Origin of the sequence: Chroococcus sp. FPU101, assembly GCF_017312365.1 — a bacterium.
Taxonomy (GTDB): domain Bacteria; phylum Cyanobacteriota; class Cyanobacteriia; order Cyanobacteriales; family Microcystaceae; genus Chroococcus.
This window is the reverse complement of record NZ_BLJI01000035.1, coordinates 17095-37618: the sequence shown is the minus strand read 5'-3', so window position 1 is coordinate 37618 and position 20524 is coordinate 17095. Positions and strand designations below refer to the sequence as shown.

Genomic DNA, 20524 nt, shown 5'->3' with positions numbered 1-20524 from the left:
TTTTTTTTGGGAACGGGTAACTGTGGATATAACAATAGGGCGTAATAAAACGGCTCGTCGAGCATATGGAATAGATGAAATTGCATTAGTCCCAGGAGCGCGGACTCTTGATCCGAGTTTAGCCGATACTCGTTGGACAATTGGTGGTATTGACAGAGAAATACCCATTATTGCGAGTGCGATGGATGGTGTTGTCGATACGAAAATGGCGGTACTTCTGTCAGAATTAGGAGCAATGGGAGTCATTAACCTAGAAGGCATTCAGACCCGTTATGATGATCCTAATCCGATTCTTGATCGCATTGCAGGGGTCAGTAAAACTGAATTTGTTGGGTTAATGCAAGAACTTTACGCCGTACCCATCAAACCCGAACTCATTCAAAAACGTATTCAAGAAGTTAAAGAAAAAGGTGGTATTGCTGCGGTTAGTTTAACTCCAGTCGGTGCGGCTAAATTTGGCAAGATAGTCGCCGAAGCAGGAGCAGATATTTTATTTGTACAAGGAACAGTGGTTTCTACCGCGCATTTATCTCCTGAGTCGATCACCCCACTAGATTTAGTACAATTGTGCCAAGAAATGCCGATTCCCGTTGTTTTGGGAAATTGTGTTACCTATGAAGTGGCTTTAAACCTGATGAAAGCGGGTGCTGCAGCAGTTTTAGTCGGAATTGGCCCTGGTGCCGCTTGTACATCTCGTGGTGTGCTAGGGGTTGGTGTACCTCAAGCGACTGCCGTAGCTGACTGTACCGCCGCTAGAGAAGATTATTATCGAGAAACGGGTAAATATGTTCCTGTCATTGCCGATGGTGGCATTATTACAGGAGGAGATATCTGTAAATGTATCGCCTGTGGTGCCGATGCGGTAATGATTGGATCTCCGATCGCTCGTGCATCCGAAGCTCCTGGAAGAGGTTATCATTGGGGAATGGCTACCCCTAGTCCTGTTTTACCCAGAGGAACCCGCATTAGTGTCGGTACAACGGGAACCATTAAAGAAATCCTCACAGGGCCTGCTAAATTAGATGATGGGACTCATAACCTACTCGGCGCACTCAAAACCAGTATGGGAACTTTGGGCGCAAAAAATATTAAGGAAATGCAGCAAATAGAGGTAGTCATTGCACCATCTTTATTAACTGAAGGCAAAGTCTATCAAAAAGCCCAACAGTTAGGCATGGGTAAATAAATTGTAGGGGTGGGTATCCAAATCCTATTAATTTTATGGTTTAGGGACTTGGTTTCCAAGCCCCTACTAATTGATCAAAATTTCTTTTAATTCTCATTGAAATTCTGCAATTGAGTTTCGACCGCATTAAGATAACCTTGATCATTAATGGTTTCAGGTGACAGTCTACCCCGTTCAATTGCAACTTGTACTAACTTCATTGCATCAACTCGCCCTGAGTGAATACCCGCAACAAAAGCACCATTACTCGGTATACCTTGATTGGTAAAATAACCCTGATAACCCAAATAAACCAAATTAAACGGTAATACTTCTGTAATCGTAGTACTCATTTTCTGTTTGTATGCTGTCATTTCGGCTTTAACAGAAGGTGTTTGTAAGGTAGAAATTAATAAAACAGATAAGCTAGTAAGTATTAGACGTTGCATAATCTTATCCTCTTCTGATGTAATTTTCTATACTTACTAAGATGACTGACACGCCTGAAAAGCCACTGAGTGGTTCCTAAAGGTTAGATAATGGTTTGATGAATTGCTATTCATTTTTATTTCAGCTTTTTATCAGATTTCAAAATAATGGTCATTTCTAGAACAACGCGAAAATGGGATAATGACGAATGTTTGAATACCTATAACGCTCTATGTCTTCTCCCATCATTAACCTGCAAACCCTCGAACAACATCAAGATTTAGTCATTACACCCCCTGCGTCAGGTTTATCGCTACAGGGAAAAATTACTATCCCAGGAGATAAATCTATTTCTCATCGTTCTTTGATGTTAGGGGCAATTTCTGAGGGTGAAACAATTATTCACGGGTTATTACTCGGTGAAGATCCTCGTAGCACTGCAAGTTGTTTTCAAGCGATGGGTGTGGAAATATCGGAACTCAATAGCGATCGCGTTACAGTAAAAGGTAATGGTTTAGGAAACCTCACGGAACCAACTGAAGTATTAAATGCAGGCAATTCAGGTACAACCCTCAGATTAATGTTAGGGTTACTCGCTTCTCATCGGGATCGTTTTTTCACTGTCACAGGGGATCATTCTTTATGTTCGCGTCCCATGTCTCGCGTTGTCAAACCTTTACAGGAAATGGGAGCGCAAATTTGGGGCAGAAAAAATAATACACTTGCACCACTAGCTATACAGGGACAAGCTTTAAAACCGATACATTACTATTCTCCTATTGCTTCAGCACAGGTTAAATCTTGTATTCTCTTAGCAGGATTAATGACAGAAGGCTTGACAAAAGTTACAGAACCTGCATTGTCGAGAGATCATAGTGAGCGAATGTTACAGGCATTTGGGGCTAAAATTGATGTCGATCCAGATACGAATAGTGTTTCAATTATGGGACATCCTACCCTAAAAGGGCAAACTGTAATCGTTCCTGGGGATATTAGTTCTGCTACGTTTTGGATGGTGGCTGCGGCTATTGTACCTGACTCTAATTTACTCATCGAAAATGTTGGCATTAACCCGACTCGTACTGGAATATTAGAAGTGATGCAAGCAATGGGCGCAGATATTACCCTAGAAAATGAACGTATTGTTACTGGGGAACCTGTCACAGATTTACGGGTGAAACATAGTCATCTTAAAGCTTGTACCATTGAAGGGGATATTATTCCGCGTTTAATCGATGAGATTCCGATTATTGCAGTAGCGGCGACTTTTGCACAAGGAACGACTATTATAAAAGATGCAGCAGAGTTAAGAGTCAAAGAAAGTGATCGACTTGCAGTAATGGCATCCGCGTTAAATAAAATGGGTGCAAATATCACAGAATTATCCGATGGGTTAGAGATTACAGGGGGAACAGGTTTAACGGGTACAGAAGTGGATAGTTTTACAGATCATCGTATAGCTATGAGTTTAGCGATCGCTGCTTTAAACGCCAAGCACTCTACTATTATCCATCGTGCCGAAGCCGCAGGGATTTCTTATCCAACTTTCGTCAGTACGTTACAACAAGTGTGTGGTGAGTAAAATAATATTAATGAATGAAAAGCTTAAGGAAAGACTCAAAACATTTAGTCATAAATCCGAAACAATGGTCAATTTGGTCAGATAAACCAACTCAATCTCCAGAAATTTGTCCTAATCTAAAGTAGTTTTCAAATCAATAACAGTTGTACTCCGACCAAAAAGCCTTATCTAACTTAAAAATTCCTACTACATCTTGATCACGAGCATTTTTTTAAAGTTTATTGACGGCAAAGTTAGCAGGATCTTGATCTCGCCGATGCGGTACAGGTATAGGTATTCCTTGGCGATCGCCAACCAAAGCAGCCGTAAATTCCAAAGATTCTCTAAGTCGTTTAGCCGCATAAATGGACATATCTCGTGGCACATTAATGCGATCGCGCAAATAGCGTAAGGCAGAATCAGATCCCAACGGAGGGATACAGACGGCTCCTGTCATCAAATGAGTTAAAGAACAGCGCAAGGCTTCATCAAACAAGCGATCATCAGCAGGATTAACTTTAATTATGTTAGCGCGGTGCTTGATCACGCGAGAAAGTGCTTCAGATCTTGAGGTTTCGGGTTCTGGATAAGTCACATCGGGCAATCCAAACCAAGAGCCATTATCTACCCGTGCCTTGTTGAGAAGCATCTGGGGTTCGCCGTTTTCCCAACAGCCTCCCATCTGAGGCGGCAAATCATGAGCATGGGTGTGGAAGTCGCTTTGAGTGCCTCGATAGGTAAGTCGGCTTTCCATCGCGTCAAACCATGCCGATAAGTAAGGATTTTCTTCTCGTAATGAGTATCCTTTATAGTAGAAAAGGCTGGCATTCATGCGCTCAACATAAGGTGTAAAGATCACATCGACGATTCCAAACTCCGAAAGAAAGTATGGCCCAGAGGTACTAGCTAAAGCCTCTTCAACCTTGGCGACAACTGCTGTGAATTGTTCTCGGTTATACTGTTCTTCTCGGTTTGAACGCGGAGGGTAACAGAGCCAAGAACACCAAGCTCGAAATAACAACCGTTCCAGTCGCCGCAAAGGAATCACATTAGGGTCTTCCATCGACCTACTCAAGGGTTTAAAGACCCGTTCTAAGGCGATTAAAATGTCATCGCTCTCTGTAATGATGCGTCCATTTAACTCCAGTGCTGGCAACATCCCCGATGGCACTTTGCGCTTGTACCAGCTTTCTTTCTCCCCATAGCAAAACATGGTGACTTTTTCGATACGGTAGGGTATCTGTTTTTCTTCTAGCCAGAGCCAGACTTTCTGGCAGTAGGGACACCAAGCATGGTTATCACGGTACAGTGTCACCCGCACTTCAGATTCTGGGCGATTGAAAAGGCGCAGTTGAGCTTGAGCGTTCGTATTGCCGTTGATGGTATCGATTTGAAAGTCTGTCAGAGCTTGTAATTCTGTCCAGCTTAAGGGTGCTGTAGTCATAAGGTTTGGTGTGTTAACAAGATCAATGTTATCGGTTCAATGCCTAAGATGAGGGCCTCTTTATACAACGATACCGCGAACAGTAAGAGCGATTTATTCGATTGACGGCTTTAACCAAAAACCTGTTTACTGAAGATTATTAGATCTTAAGGAAAAGCTATGCGTATTTTAATCATGGGGGGAACTCGCTTTATCGGCGTTTATCTCACTAAAATTTTAGTTGAACAGGGTCATGATGTCGTATTATTCAACCGAGGAAAGAAACCATCACCTATAGAAGAGATACAACAAATACATGGCGATCGCAGCGATCCAACTCAATTAAAAGAAAAGTTGACAAATGAGTCTTTTGATGCAGTAACGATAACAATGGACGAGAACTCAGCGACACACAGCCATTAGTCGAAATCTTTAAAGATAAAGTCCAACATTTTATTTATGTTAGTTCAGCAGGGGTTTATCTAAAATCGGATCAGATGCCGCATATTGAAGGTGATCCTGTTGATCCTAAAAGTCGTCATAAAGGAAAGTTTGAAACCGAAAGCTATTTAGAAGCATCGGGTATTCCTTGGACTTCGGTGCGTCCGACTTATATTTATGGCCCACAGAATTATAATGATTTAGAAGCATGGTTTTTTGACCGTTTAGTTAAAGATCGTCCGATCCCTATTCCAAGTCATGGTCAACATTTTACCCAATTCGGTCATGTACAAGATTTAGCTAGAGCAATGGCTGCTATTTTAGGAAATTCTAAGGCTGTTGGACAGATTTATAATATTTCCGATACTCGTTATGTTACCTTCGATGGTTTAGCGAAAGCTTGTGCCGTTGCCGCAGGGAAATCACCTGATGATCTAAAAATCGTCCATTACAACCCGAAAGATTTTGATTTTGGCAAAAAGAAAGCGTTTCCATTACGGGCGCAACATTTCTTTGCAGATGTACATAAAGCAGTGGATGAACTCAACTGGAAACCTGAATATGATCTGATTTCGGGTTTAAAAGATTCTTTCAATAATGATTATCTCCCATCGGGTCGTCAGGATACAGAGGTCGATTTTTCTGTAGATGAGGAAATTTTATCCGCTTCTGGCCAAACATAAATCAATCCTGAAACAATTGTTAGAATTACAGAGAACCAAAAAGCAATGAGAGCTATAGTGTTCCAAGATTGACCAATAGGGGCAATAAGTAAGGAAATCGCAATGATTTGACTAATCGTTTTTAGTTTTCCCCAAAGATTAGCCCCTTGTATGGTTTTTTGGTTTGGGTTAACGCGCCAACCTGCGATCGCTAATTCTCTAGTTAAAATTAAAAAGACTCCCCATGCGGGAACTTGTTGTAAGTCGATTAATGCGAGTAATGGGGCCAAAACGAGTAATTTATCGACTAATGGATCAAGAAACTTGCCTAAATCGGTAATTTGGTTTAGTTTACGGGCTAAATAACCATCTAACCAATCTGTACTAGCTGCAATGATAAAAATAGTAACGCAGACCCAACGTTTTTGGGGGGTAAGATCTTGCAGTAAATATAAAATAAAAGGAATTCCTAAAAGACGCGAAAAAGTAATTAGGTTAGGTAAATTCATCATGTTAACTTTCTCTTAAAACATAGCCAACACCGCGTACTGTATGAATCAAGCGTTTATGCCCTTCTGATTCCATTTTTAGACGTAAATAACGAATATAGACTTCGATCACATTAGACTCGCCTTGAAAATCATATCCCCATACATTTTCTAAAATCTGTTCTCTGGTTAAAACTTCCCTAGGGTGTGACATCAAGTATTTCAAAAGTTCAAATTCCTTCATCGTTAAATCAATTGCTTTATCATTGAGAAACAGACGACGTGTGGTTAAATCTAATACTAACTCTCTAAAGCGTAATTGTTCTTTTACTGTCATCGTTGGCTGTAAATAGAAACGAACTAACCGTAAAAAGGCTTCTTGATGATATGGTTTAACTAAATAATCATCAGCACCAGACTCTAAACAGGCTACTCGTTCCTCTACTGTCTCTTTTGAAATCAGCATAATAATAAAAATCTGCGTTTCTGCTTTTCGTAGTTGCTGACACAGAGTTAAACCTGCGTCACCTGCTAAAGTACGATCAATTACCAGCATCGATGGTTGAAATTTTTCAACCTCGGCTAAAGCTTGAGAAAAGTCGGGAATAATCATCGGATGATAGCCCGCTTCAGTCAGATCTAAACTAGCCTTTTGTGCAAATCCTTCTTCCGTTTGTACGAAAAAAATACAAGGATTTAAGACAGTCATTGTAGTAGACATATTTTTATTATAGATAAACATCAATATATATAAATTAAATTTGTCAAGTTGCAATCAGGATAATAGAGTAGCGAGAAAGGTAGTCAATGTTGTAGATGAGTAACTATTCTTATTGATCATCCACCCGTGAACTTGATGGGGACGACACCATAGGGTCAAATGTTCTACAGGTGGATCAGCATAAAAACTAATTTCCCCATCTCCCATTAAAGCAGAACTCCAATGAGTAAAATAGTCATGGCTACCACGATAGATCGAGAAATTGCCGAATAACGGTACACCCCAACCATCAAGAGCAATTATTTTTTCTACCTTGCCCCCTCCAAGTTGATGAAATTGTGCTGCTGCGATCGCGGCTACTACGCCTGCACTAAAAGCTAAAAATGTCAAGTTTTTTAGTAGAAAATTTTGTTCTTGGAGAAACTGCCACAGATGAAACCCTGAAAACGCAGGATAACGTTCTGTCGGAAAAATGAGATAATTTTCTAGCTCAATGGAATGTCTTTGTAAGCTGGCGATCAACTCTTGAGTCAATGCGGGATCATGTATTCCAGGACAAATAATAATCGTCATTTTTCATATAATACCCGTATTATTAAGCGAATTTGAAGATAAAACAATCAAGCTGAGACAATAAGATAAGTTTGATTAATCTCAGAAAAACCATCAAAATAGAGAGTACTGCACATTTGTATAGCCAGAATGCAACCCGAAGCTACTCTCAACCAACTCAAAAACGTTCTCGATAATGGTCAACTGCCCCCAAGTTACGGAGTATATTTTAAAAATACCCTAGTTGCTCTGTGTCATGCGTTAGAGGATCATGTATTACAAACTTGTTCCGTGATCAGCGAAGAAAAACCATTACTACTCGTTACTTTTCAACAAGGAAAATGGTATCTACAAGAAGCTGATCGCTATTATGACATTGCTCAGTGTGCTTCAGAAGTGGCGATCGCTGCTGTAGCCGATAGCGGTTTTGCTACCCATAAAACAGGGCAACTCGATAATGTCTCCCTCGTTCATCTTGACTTAAATGATAGCTTAGTTGAGGAATGGAATTTAATTATTTTCGCGCCGAATTATGCAGCAATGGTATTGTGTCATGAACTATCCCCCGATGAATACCGCGCTGATGGCTATCCCCAAGTCGATACAGAACGAAAATTTTACGGACTTTGGACATTTGATCGGACTTTAGTTCAAACCGCCGCTCATATTTTAACCGAACGGATGCGCCCTTATAACCCTAGTTTGGCTGATCGTCTTTTAGAAAAGCAAAAACAGATCAGCGAAAACATCAATACAACACCCATCGATCTAACTGGGGTAGTTTCCCGTATTGTGACTTATCTTCAAACCAGTCAACAGCAGCTAATCACCGTAAACCGTCAAAAAAGAGAATTAGTAGAGTTAGAAGGGCAAGCTTTAAAACTAAATCGTAATTTAGCCGCAAATAAATTACAGGCTTTTTTAAGGATGGCACAAAAAATCGATGAACGAGATCATGATAACCCCATCGCATCCCTACAGGTTTCCGCATTAGCTGAAGTTTTAGGGCAAATTCTCGACTTACCCACGCTCAAACTTAGACGTCTCCGTTTAGCAGGCTTATTGTACCGTATTGGTTTAGCCGAAGCCCCCATCGAAGTCTTTACCCATCGGGCAAGTCAACTAGACGAAGCAAGTGCCGCATTTTGGCGCGATCGCTCAATTTTTGGCTCACAACTTCTAGCTACAATGCCTGAATTAGAACCCATCCAAAAGATTGTTTTACAACACCTAGAATACTGGGATGGTAGCGGAAAACCCAACGGTTTAAAAGGCGAGGAAATTAGCCTAGAAGCCCGTATTTTAGGTTTAGTCGCTTATTTTCAAGAACAAACACAACCCAGAGGCGATCGTGCTGCCATGAGTCTGACAGAAGCATTAGAAAAATGTCAAGAATACAGTGGTATTCGCTTTGATCCCGCTTTGGTAGAATCATTAAGTACTGTGATTCGTCTAACTGAATTAGGGTTAATGAAATTACCCGATCGTCCTAGTCAATTACCTACTGTTTGGCTAGAAGAAGCGATTACAAATAAGACATAAAATGCTAAATTTTAATTCATTGGGCTTGGCAACCAAGCCCATACATCAACCTTTATTTAACAACTTATTATTTTTCTCAACAAACAATGAACATGAAAACCATTACCCAAATTGATTTAACTGCCATCATCCAAGGAGAAATTAAAAACCTATCGGGTGCAAATTTAGCAGGATTAGATCTATCGCAAGCCAACTTAATGGGGGCTAATCTTTCAGGTGCAAACTTACAGAATACTATTTTAAGAGCTAATCTAAAAGGGGCTGATTTAACAGGTACGAATTTAGTCGAGGCTGATTTAAGAAATGCTGATTTAAGAGGAGCAATTTTATTAGAGGTTAGTGCTTTGAATGCGAGTTTTGCAGGGGCATTTTTAGCAGGAGCAATCTTAAGTCATTTAGATTTAACCGCAGTTGATTTTCGGGGTGCAGACTTGCGAGGTGTTAATTTAGTTGGCAGTATTTTAAACCGAACTGATTTTAGTAGTTCTAATCTTTCAGGTGCCGATTTATCACAAGCTGATTTAGAAGAAGCGATTTTAAATGGTGCTGTATTAAGAGGAACAAATTTCACTCAAGCCAATTTATTATGTGTTCAAATTGAAGAAGCTGTACTGACAGGGGCAATTTTTGCTGATTGTTGTTTAGAAGGTACAAATATTGAATTTATAAAAATGGTTTAATTCTTAAGCTATTTTTAATAAATTATTTTACAAAATGCAAAAAAGGCTCAATTAAACTTCAAATTGAGTTTAGACAGTTTTAGCTATTAAAAGAATATTATAAAATAATTAAAAATAAAATGTTATCGATACAGTCTTAAATCGATATACTATAATAAAATTTAGTTAATAATAATAGAGGATTGAAAAATGGTATTAGGCTATAACATTGTTAGATTAACGGATAATAGCGTGCCTGACACCGTTCTAGCAACGCTGGGAGTTACAGTATTTTTTAGACGTTCTGATGGAAACGATCAAGAAATATATTTTTACAATGGCAATAGCACGATTCAAATAAGTGATAATAATCGGGATGATACTTTTTATACTTTTTTAGAAAATGGCAATCAGATAGCTTGGAGTTATTATGATGGAACTGATTATGAACTTTTTGTTTTTAACGGTGCTACTATTCAGTTAACTAATAATACAGCTTACTCAGATGAATTTAAAGGAAGTTCATTTAATAACATTGTATACAGTGCCTACGATGGAACTGATTATGATCTTTACCTTTTTAATGGTGCTAACATTATTCCCATTACTGCGGATGATGATAACAATGAGCGTTTTTTAGGCGTTTTTGGTGGCACAGTAGCTTATAGTGATTATGATGGAAGTGACTATGAATTATATCTTTCGAGTGGTGGTGGAGCTTTTCGATTAACATATGATGCTGATTATTCTTTTAGTTTTGAAACAATTGATGAAAACTATGTAGTTTGGCAAAGTGATGCGCCTGATGATAATGAAAATGATAATGAACTTTTTGTCTATAATGGTGCTATTAATCAAACTATTCAATTAACTAATAACAATAGTTCTAATGATGAGTTTTTAGACATTTCTAATAACTACTTGATATATTCTAGTTTTGATGGCACTGATCATGAACTTTATCTTTATAATGGTTTAGGTAGTTTTCCACTAACTAATAACAATAATAATGAAATCTATCGTGCAGTTTTAAGTAATATTATTGTTTGGGAAGGTTCAGATGGGAACGATGAAGAAATTTATATTTTTAATGGTACTACAACTTTTCCAATCACGAGCAATGATCGCAATGATGATGAATTTATCGCTCTTTTAGATAACGGTCATGTTGCTTATAAAAGTTATGATGGTAATGATCTTGAGTTATTTGTTTTTAATGGAACTAGCTCACTTCAGTTAACCAATAATGACTATAACGATAATAATTTTACAAAAGTTTATAATAATTACTTAGTATGGAGCGATTACGAAGCACCAGGGCGCGACTATGAACTCTATTTTTATAATGGTGCTAATGTGATTCGCTTAACTACGAATGGTGATTATAGTGATGATTTTAAAGGTATTTCAGATAACTATGTTGTCTGGGAAAGCAATGATGGAAATGATAATGAACTGTATCTTTACAATGGAGCAGAAACAATTCAGCTAACTAGAAATGATAATAATAGGGATACTTTTTTAGGAATTGATAAAAATTATGTCGTTTGGAAAAGCTATGACGGAAATGATGATGAACTTTATCTTTACAATGGCATTACTACAATTCGATTAACAGATGATCAAATTAATGATTATGCCTTAGAAAAAATGACTGATGGTAATGTATTATGGAGGCAAGAAGGCGAACTTTATCTGGCACAACGTCAACTTCTTCCAATAGAATTAGCTCCTCAATACGGAGCATCTAATGGTGATTTAATTGCTGCTTATAGCTATAATCCAGAAGCTTTTAAACAACACTATGATAATATTGGTATCTTTGAGGGTCGTAGTCCTGATAGCTTCGATGAACTTCGTTATATTGCTTCTAATCCTGATTTAATTGGTGCTTTTGGTTTAAATGGTGCAGCAGCAACACAGCATTATATTACAAATGGATATTATGAAAATCGTTCCAAAACAGCCTTTGATCCTGCTCGTTACTTAAATTCCTACGATGATTTATTAGGTGCTTTTGGGACTAATCTTTCAGCCGCTACTCAACATTATATTACTAGTGGCTTTTCACCTGAAGGACGTAACCCTAATTTGTTCCCAAGCGATCGCTATATCGCCTCACATCCTGATTTAATCCAAACTTTCCGTTACAATCTAGAAGCAGGATCTAATCATTATCTGTTTAGTGGACGTGTTGAAAACAGACAAATTACTTTTAGTCCAGAAGCCTATCTAAATGCTAATCCTGATGTTAATAATGCTTACGGTGGTGATTTAACAGCCGCTACAAAGCATTATATCGAGTTTGGTTTCAATGAAAATCGCCGAGTAGCCTAACTAAAAAGCGGGGTAGTTACCTCTACCCTGTGATCCTAGATTTGCGAATCAATACAAATTTATTGACAAACGTTGATCATTATTTTTGTAGAGACGTGATGAACAAAGCGTCTCTATTTTTTATTTAATACACAAATGAAAGCAAAATGAGAATAAACATAACTTTAGAATGATAGCTTTCTTAAGAACATTCATACATTTGTTAGAGATTGAATTTAATTAGTTCAATTAAACTCAAAATAGAGTTTTTTAATATAGTGGCTGATACTATGAGTGAGCAAGAAAAAGAGACACGCGAGTTTTCAAGCGAAGCAGAGCAAAGCAATGATGCAAACACTCAAACCTACTCTTACCCTCAAAACCCTAGAGAAATAATTGAGAATCCAGCAGTTACTCCCGAAATGCTTGAAACAGCCCCAGAAGATTTAAGAGGAGATTTATTCAAAGACGAATCAAATGAGTAATTGAGCGCGATACTCGAATAATAAAGTGTTTTGTTGTTTTGAATTAAATATTGCTAGATTAAGATATTGAAATTAAATCATATCTTTTTTTTCAATCTTCTGTTTCTTTAAGCTGCATCCATTGTCTTGTACCAAAAGATAGACAAGATTTGGTAGCAATTTTTGATGCGCTAAGTAAAGCTTCTACAAAATTCTGTTTAAGAATATAGTAACAAAATGCTCCATGAAAAATATCACCTGCACCCAGTGTATCAACCGCTTGAATCGGATTAATATTAATTTGTTCTAATTTTTCCTCGATTTGATACAAAATGGGCTGATTTCCTTGAGTAATGGCGATAAATGGAATACTTAGACTTGATAAATACTGAAAGACATCGGTTTGAGTTCGACATTGAGGAGGAAAAAAATTAGCTGAACAAATCACATAATCTGCTAAAGGTAAAATTGTTTCAAAACCATTTTTCCAACTTCCACCATCAACCACCACAGGAATACCCGCTATTTTAGCTTGAGAGGCGATCGCATAACTCACTGCCATCTGATGACCATCGATTAAAACTAAATCAATCCCCTGTAAAATATCATGGGGTAATTGTTTGGGTGTCGCTTGTGTTTGTCTCGCATTTACCGAAATGACGCTACGTTCCCCAGTCTCCTCTAAAACAAAGATAGAAGACACCGCAGGGCTTTCTATCCGATGGGGTTCTAAATCAGCAAAATTTACAGAATAAGTATCTAAATCACTCAAAATAAGCTGATTCAGAGGATGTTTACCCAGAATACCAGCTACAGTGGCTTGGTTTTTCAAATAACTAAATGTAACAGCCGCGTTGGTTGCAGGCCCACCTGCTGCTATGGTTTGGTCAAGAGCGACAATTTTTTGATTAGTTTTGGGAAGTTCGGACGTAAGATAAATTAGGTCTAGAGTCGTTAAACCAACAAATAAACCGTTCATGGGTTTAGCCTCAAAAACCTTTTGTTTATAGCATTGTACACCCCTCGCCAATATAAAAAGTTTCCTTTTAGTTCCCCCTCGATAAACAAACTAATTCCTCTAGCGTTCCCCCTCCTCACAGGAGGGGGCTAGGGGGCGGTGGAAAGGGGTTGGAGGTAAGGTAATTAAATCAATCTATACATCAATTTTAAGGGTAAGATTGTTTAGCAGATTGTAGAATTTGTATGACTTGAGATACTTGTTGTTGATTAAACATTTGTAAGAGTGTGTTAGCAACTGATTTAGGTTCTAGAGTGACTAAGACTTGTGGTAATTTAGCCGCAGCGAGGTATTGTAGTTCTGAACTAGGGGTTATTCTTTGATTTTGTCCGAGTTCGATTAAATCACTGGCTAACTTTAATTCTTTAATCACGACTGGAGCTAAGGTATGATAGTTATGTTTAGGATTAGCGATCGCTGTCTGTGCCATTTTAATCAGTTTTTGCCATCCCGTCTCATGAGGGGCTAACTGAGAAAGTTGATAACAGAGACTTTGTAGTTGCTGACGACTAGCGGTATTGGCTTCTTGTTTAAACAGTTGTAGCATTTGTTTTAATAGATCTCTAACTTTAGTTCCCCAGTCAATTGATGCTTTTTCTTTGGGTGAATTTTCAATGACGCTACCTGGGGTTAGAAGACTGGCTAAATGACTCTGTAACTCGCCAAAAGTAGGTTCTACTTGACTGATAATAGCTTCTGCATCATCGTCTTGTAATCCAAATGGCCCTTGTAGTTTCTCAATGAATTCTTGTAGTGCGTCATAACTCTTAAGTAGTAACGATTCTAGCTTTTCGTCGATTGTAATACGATGTTCTCGTAAGACTTTAAAAGCATCTTCAAGACGATGGGCGGTTTTTTGAATGCAACTATATCCGAGCATTGCTGCACCCCCTTTTATCGAATGTGCTGCCCGAAATAATTCGTTAACTTGTTCTGCATCATTGGCTGTTGCAGATAAATTCAATATACCCTGTTCAATGGTTTCGAGATGTTCTTTGGATTCTTCAATAAAAAAGCCGAGAATCTTTTGAGTATTTGCATTATCCAAAATCATTAACCCCCTTTGCCCGACTTCTAAGGCAGAAACTCTATTAATAAAGTTCCCGATTTTTTGTTCAAAATAACAGCTTCACTGAAAATTGTTTTCTGTCTTAGGATGGTTATCATCTCAATGGTTCTCCTTTTAGACTAAAGATGAAGCAATAGGAATTACTGTTATGCCTTGGTCTTACACTGATTACCCTATCTCACTAAAAAATCTAACGCCCGAAGTACGTTCTAAAGCGATCGATATTGCTAATGCTTTACTAAATGAGGGTTATGATGAGGGGCGTTCTATTGCGATCGCTACAGCACAAGCCGAAGAATGGGCAGAACGTCGCGGCAAACCGATTAAAAATGAATCTCAAAAATAATGAGTATATTTACTCAGCTAGTTCTTACTCTTTTTTTCATCATCTTTGTTACCGTAGTTTGTGTAGGGATAGGCTGGCTCATTCAAAAACAATTAATACCTTTTAGAACGGCGATCGCTTTTAATCGTTGGCAGTTGACGTTTATTAAAGTATGGGTACAAGTCGCCCTTGTAGTTGGTGTCATTTTTCCGATTATTCTATTATTTGTCTTCTGGAACGATGCACTGTCTCGCCAATTCCTACTCCTCTACTTGTTGGCTGTTGTCATCCAATTAATAACTGAAGCCACTTTTAGCCGTTGGTTATGTCCGAGTATTGTGGTTTTTATCGGCTCCGTCTACACGCTTTTTCGGATCATGCAGGTGTGGGCAGGAATGCACTTATTGATCTATCCTCAACCTTGGTTAACACTATTCTGGCTGATCTTTCTCTATTGGGTTGCTAATTTGATCATGTTAGTTTTTATGGCTTTTCCCAGTATTATCTTAATTAATGCAACTGATCATCAGAATTTAGAAACAACATTAGACGCAAGGGATGTAACTGAACTTGCCAAGGAAAAGGAATAACCTTTAACTTATACCATTTTTCTTTAAAAACTTCGGCTTGGATCTGGTAATCTTGCACACTATTTGGGGCAGAATGAAGCTTGAGATAGAGTGTAACACGGTGTTGTGTTTCACTGGTTGCAGCTAACCAACACGGAAAAATATTGTGCGATGTTGTAGTTTCGTCGATGTCTGGAAAAATAAATTGATGGGCACGAATTCCTACGAACCCTAAGTATTTTGGTAGGGGTTCTATTGTTTCTAATGTGCATTCCCAGTCAGTCGCTTTAAGATGTCGAGAAGATATAATAACTGCACGTGAGAAGTTTTTACACCCCGTAACTTGTGCTGCCCTTGCTGTTGCTGGATGCTCGAAAATTACTTGTTTTGTGCCTTTAGAAATAATTTTCCCTTGATCGATGACTAATAAATCCGAACAAACTCGGTAAGCTTCCTCTAAATTGTGGGTGACAAAAAGAGTAACGCCAGAATAGTGAGTGAGGCTAACTCGTAGAAGTTTTTCAAGTTGATCGCGTAAATAGGTATCTAAAGCGGAAAAAGGTTCATCTAAGAGTAGAATATCAGGACGACTGGCTAAAGCGCGGGCTAAGGCGACTCGCTGCTGTTGTCCCCCAGAAAGTTCGTGAGGATAACGATCGCAAATTCCTGCTAACTGAATTGCTTCTAGACATGATTCGACTTCTTGTTTAATTTTAAGCTTAGACAGTCCCCTCGGTAAACCAAAGGCGATATTTTGAGCCACCGTAAGATGAGGAAAAAGAGCGTAATTTTGGAACACGAAACCGATACAACGTTTAGAACTCGGTAAATTGATTTTGCGTTCCGAGTCAAATAAGGTTCTACCATTGAGAATAATCCGTCCGCGATCGGGTTTTTCTAGTCCTGCAATACAACGTAAGGTCATGCTTTTACCCGAACCAGAAGCACCTAAGATACCTAATGGCTGTTTATTTGCATTAAAGCTAATATTAAGGTCAAAATCTGATAAATGTTTGTGTAGCTCTACGATTAATTCTGGTTCAATATTAGATTGAGAGATGGGAATAAAAGAAGAGTTAGGGGATAAATTAGAGAGTTTGGAAACTAAACCCCTACGGCGTTTACGTTTTTTTGTTGTCCATCTGTCATCAGAATAATACTCAACCGCAATCATAACACTCAAAGATATTCCTAAAATCAGCAACACCAACACCAAAGCTTGATCCATTGCCCCACCTTCAGCAGCAAAAAAAATCGCAATAGGAATAGTTTGAGTTTTGCCTGGAATACTACCCGCAAGCATTAAAGTCGCCCCAAATTCACCCAATGCCCGCGCAAAAGAAAGTAAAACACCCGAAATCAGTCCAGGTTTAGCTAAAGGTAAAGTAATATGCCAGAATACTCGCCATTCTGACGCTCCTAAAGTTCTAGCACAAGATATTAAATTAGGATCAATTTGTTTAAATGCTCCTAATGCTGTTTTATACATCAAAGGAAAAGCGACAACCGTAGCCGCGATCACTGTAGCATACCAAGTAAAGATAATATCTATATTCAGTTGGTCTAAGATCTTTCCAAGTAACCCATTTTTTCCTAATAATAGTAGTAACAAAAATCCGACAACTGTGGGAGGTAAAACTAAAGGTGAGGTTAAAATACCATCAATTAACCCCTTACCTATTCTCCGATACCCCATCATCCAACGAGCAGCAATTATTCCTAAAAAAAACGTAATTAGAGTAGCAATAGAAGCAGTTTTTAGAGAAATCCAAACAGGCGTTAAATCTAAATTCATATTGGAGTAAAGCCGTATTTTTTGAAAATAGTTTTAGCTCGCTCACTCGATAAAAATTCTACATAGTTTTTAGCTTCATTCAAATTTTTACTATCTTTAATAACTGCAACAGGATAGATAATCGGTGAGTGGGTATTTGGCAAAGCAGTTGCTACAATTTTGATCTTATTTGAAGTTTTGGCATCAGTTAAATAGACAAATCCTGCGTCTACATTTCCTGTTGCTACATAGCTAAGCACTTGACGAACATCTTTAGCATAAACCACTTTATCAGTTACTTTATTTAATAATCCTAAAGAGGTAAGAACTTCTTGGGCATATTGTCCAGCAGGAACACTTTTAGGCTCACCCATCGCTATCTTTTTACTTTTATCAGTCGCTAAATCTTGAAAACTTTTAATGGTTGTATTATTTTTCGGTACAATTAAAACCATTTGATTTTTAAGTAAATTTTTTCGAGTGCCATCTGATAATAATCTTTTGTCTTGTAATGCGTCCATCTGTTTTTTAGCAGCAGACATAAAAACATCAACGGGCGCACCTTGTACGATCTGTTGTTGTAGTGATCCCGAAGAGCCAAAGTTATAAGTTAAATTAAGATTAGCTTGTTTTTTAATATAAATTGGTTTGATTTCTTCAAGTGAATCTTTTAGACTAGCAGCCGCAGAAACAATTAATTCATCTGGCGCACTATAAATGATAAAAGGTTTTAAAAGATAACTGCTGATAATTAAACAAAAAGGAATTAGAAACAAAATCAGAACACGAATTAATCTATTTTTAAACATTGAACTATTCATGTTTTTAAGAAATGTATTGTTTTAAAATGCTTGACAGCAATGAGATATAATTGAATAATATTTTAACTTATCACGCTCAAATCAAAAATGCAAATAAGTGCGCGTAATTCGTTTAAAGGAACCATCAAAAAAATGGCTTTAGGCGCTGTTAATGCTGAAATTATTTTAGAAATTTCTCAAGAAGTAGAAATTATATAGATTATTATTAATTCTTCAGTAGAAAAATTAGGTTTAGTAGAGAGAAAAGTAGCATACAAAATTGTCAAAGCACCCGATGTAATGATTGGTGTAGACTAAAAATTGTATTAGATAAACTCTTTCTTCCATACTTCATCCCAAGGGTGACCACCAATTTCTAAACCCGATAAATCACTTTTTTCATCAATAATTATTTTTCCTGTATTATTCTTTAATTCTAAAATCAGATGACCTTTAAGTGTATCTCTGCAACCAAATTGTAAACCTTTCTCAGTGGGGACTCTTAACCAAGTTCCTGAGTCTTGAGTGGTGCCTAAAAGTTTAACAGAATAATATTGATTTTGAGCTTGTATTTCCCATTGTCCCCAAGGTTGTATACGCCAAGTTAATTGAGAATCTAAAGACCCAAAAGCATAAAATTGGCCTTGATGATGAATGCCAATTAAACCCACTAATTCAGACCACCATAATACTTTTCTTTTAGTACCAACCGCCGTTAAAGTTAAATCAGATTCAGTGGGGAAACTATTACAGTTGATCCAAAACCATTTTTCAGGAAAGGAATGACCCCAATTTTTTTCTGCATAAAAAGGAACATCTACAAAATCATAACGTTGATTATTCCATTCAATCCAACCAGAAGCTAAACCATATGCGGTTAAAACTTGCCATCCTGGATCGGCTATGGGTAAATAAGATAACCATCCCGCAGTGGCTTTTTGCGTCTCATTTGGCTTTCCCCAACCATAAATTGGTTTAACTTCATAATACCAGCGACAATCTTGACCCGTCGCAGGATCTCGTATATAGCCTTGATGTAGCGTTGTAGTCGCCTGATAGCCTTCTTGGATATCTCTGGCAAAGATGGGGGGTTGTAGGAGTTGTGGTCGCAGTTTTAAGGTAGTTTTGCGCCAGTGACCTAACTCTAATCTAGATGGAGAAGCCCAAAATTGTGTAACATCTGGAAAGGTACGACAAAGATACTGTTCATCGGGGCCTAATATTTGAACTACACCCCCACTAATTGCTTGTCCACCCAGAGGATCTTCAATTGAGTAAATAAAAGCAAAAGATTGTTTTTCTTGAGGTAAAGTAACGCGAAAATACCATCCCTCAAAAAAACGGGGATCTTTATAATTCCAATGATAGCCAGCGTGGGGAGTTGTTGTACGATCGTTCATTTTAATCAGGATTTAGCTAATTGATACTGTTTTTGAATCTCTAAAAATTCTTTTAAGGTTCCTATTTCATAATCTTGTTTTGTTAATCTTGCTTTAGCCCTGTGATAGCGAAAGTCAAAATAACGTCTGATAAAAAGAATTCTTTTCTGAGTTTTGCTTAATTTTTTCCATTCTTCATAAGTTGGGTAAACAATGTTTTTAAAAAAATCTAACCATTGTTTTAGTGTAGGTTGTAGAGTATATTCTTTGACTCTTTCAAATCCATTAGCAATCATTTCATGATAAAGCTCAGGATGATTTTTAAGTTGCTCAACAGCTTGAATTGCTTCTTCTAGAGAATTAACTATAATAAAATCTAAATCGTTTCTTTGATGTGCTAGAATTCCTGATTCTGAATTAACAATGATTGGCACACCAGCTAACCAAGCATTAATTAATTTAAGAGGGCCTTTATTGAGATAAGCTTGGGGTTCAAAACGTCGAATAGCGACGATGACATCAAGTTGACTGTAATTATTCCATTGAGTGCGATCCCAAACAGGTGACCAATTACAGCCCAATGAGGTTAAAGCATCTGTCCAAGTTTTTGAATTTAATTCAGGAACAAGCTGACTTTTGGTACCAATATAAGCGATGTTTTCTACTGTACTTAAACGCTCTTTATTTCTTGATATTAATCCTGGAATTGGCCAATGATTGAGTAAATATGGATTTCTAATTGTGTTTCGATCTCTGTACCAATTGAAAAAGTTATAAACAATATGAATATGTGCCGATGGATGATATTCTTGATCACTTTTTGCACAAATTAGCATGACTCGATCCAAAAAGGGATAATCTTCTGCTAAAGTATTACGATCGGCAATTAAAATCCCTTCATCTGGTATTTGCTCAGTAATTTGGCAGGGTAAACCCGCTTGTTTGAGATAAAAGTAGCTTTGAGCAATCCAAGCCATAAAATTACTGTGATAACCTGTCCATTGTGTATGATCTTCTTGAATCACTTTTCTATCTATTTCGTTGGGGGCATAAAAATATATGTTCTGCATTGTAACTGCTGGATAGCTTAGGGCCTTTTAAACAGAATGACAAATATTTTTATTTTCAGCAAGTTTACTCATTACTTTTTAAACTTGTCTATCAACC

At 37.7% G+C, this 20524-nt stretch carries 19 protein-coding genes and 1 pseudogene; 9 read left to right on the top strand and 11 right to left on the bottom strand.

The features are described 5' to 3' along the window. Window positions 1-22: 22 nt before the first annotated feature. Window positions 23-1186, top strand: a complete 1164-nt coding sequence (locus CFPU101_RS20840) for a GuaB3 family IMP dehydrogenase-related protein (protein WP_206817247.1) — start codon at window positions 23-25, stop codon at window positions 1184-1186. Between the two features lie 86 nt (window positions 1187-1272). Here CFPU101_RS20840 and CFPU101_RS20835 read toward each other — a convergent pair whose 3' ends face one another. After that, on the bottom strand, window positions 1273-1614 hold the full coding sequence (locus tag CFPU101_RS20835; protein WP_206817246.1) for a hypothetical protein: 342 nt from the start codon (window positions 1612-1614) through the stop codon (window positions 1273-1275). A 212-nt stretch (window positions 1615-1826) separates the two neighbouring features. On the opposite strand from CFPU101_RS20835, the gene aroA reads away from it, so the two are divergent. Next, window positions 1827-3176 carry a 3-phosphoshikimate 1-carboxyvinyltransferase gene (gene aroA, locus CFPU101_RS20830; protein ID WP_206817245.1) on the top strand — a complete coding sequence of 450 codons (1350 nt, stop codon included), beginning with the start codon at window positions 1827-1829 and terminating at the stop codon, window positions 3174-3176. Between the two features lie 211 nt (window positions 3177-3387). Here aroA and CFPU101_RS20825 read toward each other — a convergent pair whose 3' ends face one another. Continuing rightward, on the bottom strand, window positions 3388-4599 hold the full coding sequence (locus CFPU101_RS20825) for a glutathione S-transferase family protein (RefSeq protein WP_206817243.1): 1212 nt from the start codon (window positions 4597-4599) through the stop codon (window positions 3388-3390). A 159-nt stretch (window positions 4600-4758) separates the two neighbouring features. On the opposite strand from CFPU101_RS20825, the pseudogene CFPU101_RS20820 reads away from it, so the two are divergent. Continuing rightward, window positions 4759-5702 (top strand): annotated as a pseudogene (locus CFPU101_RS20820) (NAD-dependent epimerase/dehydratase family protein). On the opposite strand, the gene pgsA reads toward CFPU101_RS20820, so the two are convergent. The 3 genes from pgsA to CFPU101_RS20805 are packed head-to-tail and all read right to left on the bottom strand — an operon-like array spanning window position 5639 to window position 7463. Further along, window positions 5639-6190: a CDP-diacylglycerol--glycerol-3-phosphate 3-phosphatidyltransferase gene (pgsA, locus tag CFPU101_RS20815; RefSeq protein ID WP_206817259.1), complete on the bottom strand. Its 552-nt coding sequence runs from the start codon at window positions 6188-6190 to the stop codon at window positions 5639-5641. The pseudogene CFPU101_RS20820 and the gene pgsA overlap by 64 nt on opposite strands. 4 nt (window positions 6191-6194) lie before the next feature. Continuing rightward, window positions 6195-6890: a response regulator transcription factor NblR gene (nblR, locus tag CFPU101_RS20810; protein ID WP_206817241.1), complete on the bottom strand. Its 696-nt coding sequence runs from the start codon at window positions 6888-6890 to the stop codon at window positions 6195-6197. A gap of 54 nt (window positions 6891-6944) precedes the next feature. Beyond that, entirely contained in the window at window positions 6945-7463 is a 519-nt protein-coding gene (locus CFPU101_RS20805; RefSeq protein WP_206817240.1) for a hypothetical protein, read from the bottom strand. A gap of 129 nt (window positions 7464-7592) precedes the next feature. Here CFPU101_RS20805 and CFPU101_RS20800 point away from each other — a divergent pair, with 129 nt between their 5' ends. The 4 genes from CFPU101_RS20800 (at window position 7593) to CFPU101_RS20785 (ending at window position 12444) form a co-directional block, all read left to right on the top strand. Beyond that, a complete protein-coding gene (locus CFPU101_RS20800) occupies window positions 7593-8984 on the top strand; it encodes an HD domain-containing phosphohydrolase (protein ID WP_206817239.1) in 1392 nt (463 codons plus the stop codon). A gap of 92 nt (window positions 8985-9076) precedes the next feature. Further along, window positions 9077-9664, top strand: coding sequence for a pentapeptide repeat-containing protein (locus CFPU101_RS20795; protein WP_206817238.1), 588 nt, complete (start codon window positions 9077-9079; stop codon window positions 9662-9664). A gap of 189 nt (window positions 9665-9853) precedes the next feature. Further along, entirely contained in the window at window positions 9854-11980 is a 2127-nt protein-coding gene (locus CFPU101_RS20790) for a hypothetical protein (protein ID WP_206817237.1), read from the top strand. Window positions 11981-12249: 269 nt separating this feature from the next. Then, the gene (locus CFPU101_RS20785; protein WP_206817236.1) at window positions 12250-12444 is read left to right on the top strand and encodes a hypothetical protein; all 195 of its coding nucleotides are present in this window, start codon (window positions 12250-12252) and stop codon (window positions 12442-12444) included. A gap of 91 nt (window positions 12445-12535) precedes the next feature. Here CFPU101_RS20785 and CFPU101_RS20780 read toward each other — a convergent pair whose 3' ends face one another. Both CFPU101_RS20780 and CFPU101_RS20775 read right to left on the bottom strand, forming a co-directional pair. Continuing rightward, window positions 12536-13402 carry a sugar kinase gene (locus CFPU101_RS20780; protein ID WP_206817235.1) on the bottom strand — a complete coding sequence of 289 codons (867 nt, stop codon included), beginning with the start codon at window positions 13400-13402 and terminating at the stop codon, window positions 12536-12538. A 187-nt stretch (window positions 13403-13589) separates the two neighbouring features. Next, entirely contained in the window at window positions 13590-14489 is a 900-nt protein-coding gene (locus CFPU101_RS20775) for an Hpt domain-containing protein (protein ID WP_206817234.1), read from the bottom strand. Between the two features lie 169 nt (window positions 14490-14658). Between CFPU101_RS20775 and CFPU101_RS20770 the strand changes: the two genes are divergently transcribed. Together CFPU101_RS20770 and CFPU101_RS20765 are read left to right on the top strand one after the other, a co-directional pair. Further along, entirely contained in the window at window positions 14659-14856 is a 198-nt protein-coding gene (locus CFPU101_RS20770) for a DUF2188 domain-containing protein (RefSeq protein ID WP_206817233.1), read from the top strand. After that, window positions 14856-15425 (top strand): hypothetical protein, encoded by a 570-nt coding sequence (locus CFPU101_RS20765; RefSeq protein WP_206817231.1) that lies wholly within the window; start codon window positions 14856-14858, stop codon window positions 15423-15425. Before CFPU101_RS20770 ends, CFPU101_RS20765 begins: the two co-directional genes overlap by 1 nt. Here the strand turns inward: CFPU101_RS20765 and modB are convergent. The 4 genes from modB to CFPU101_RS20740 form a co-directional block, all read right to left on the bottom strand. Beyond that, window positions 15346-17199: a molybdate ABC transporter permease subunit gene (gene modB / locus CFPU101_RS20760; protein WP_206817229.1), complete on the bottom strand. Its 1854-nt coding sequence runs from the start codon at window positions 17197-17199 to the stop codon at window positions 15346-15348. The two genes, CFPU101_RS20765 and modB, sit on opposite strands and share 80 nt — an antisense overlap. Continuing rightward, complete coding sequence (modA, locus tag CFPU101_RS20755) at window positions 17196-17999, bottom strand: molybdate ABC transporter substrate-binding protein (RefSeq protein WP_242578141.1); 804 nt, start codon at window positions 17997-17999, stop codon at window positions 17196-17198. The genes modB and modA overlap by 4 nt, the downstream gene beginning before the upstream one ends. Window positions 18000-18304: 305 nt before the next feature. Beyond that, window positions 18305-19378: a tocopherol cyclase family protein gene (locus tag CFPU101_RS20745; protein WP_206817227.1), complete on the bottom strand. Its 1074-nt coding sequence runs from the start codon at window positions 19376-19378 to the stop codon at window positions 18305-18307. Between the two features lie 5 nt (window positions 19379-19383). After that, window positions 19384-20427 carry a glycosyltransferase gene (locus CFPU101_RS20740; protein ID WP_206817226.1) on the bottom strand — a complete coding sequence of 348 codons (1044 nt, stop codon included), beginning with the start codon at window positions 20425-20427 and terminating at the stop codon, window positions 19384-19386. Between the last annotated feature and the right edge of the window lie 97 nt (window positions 20428-20524).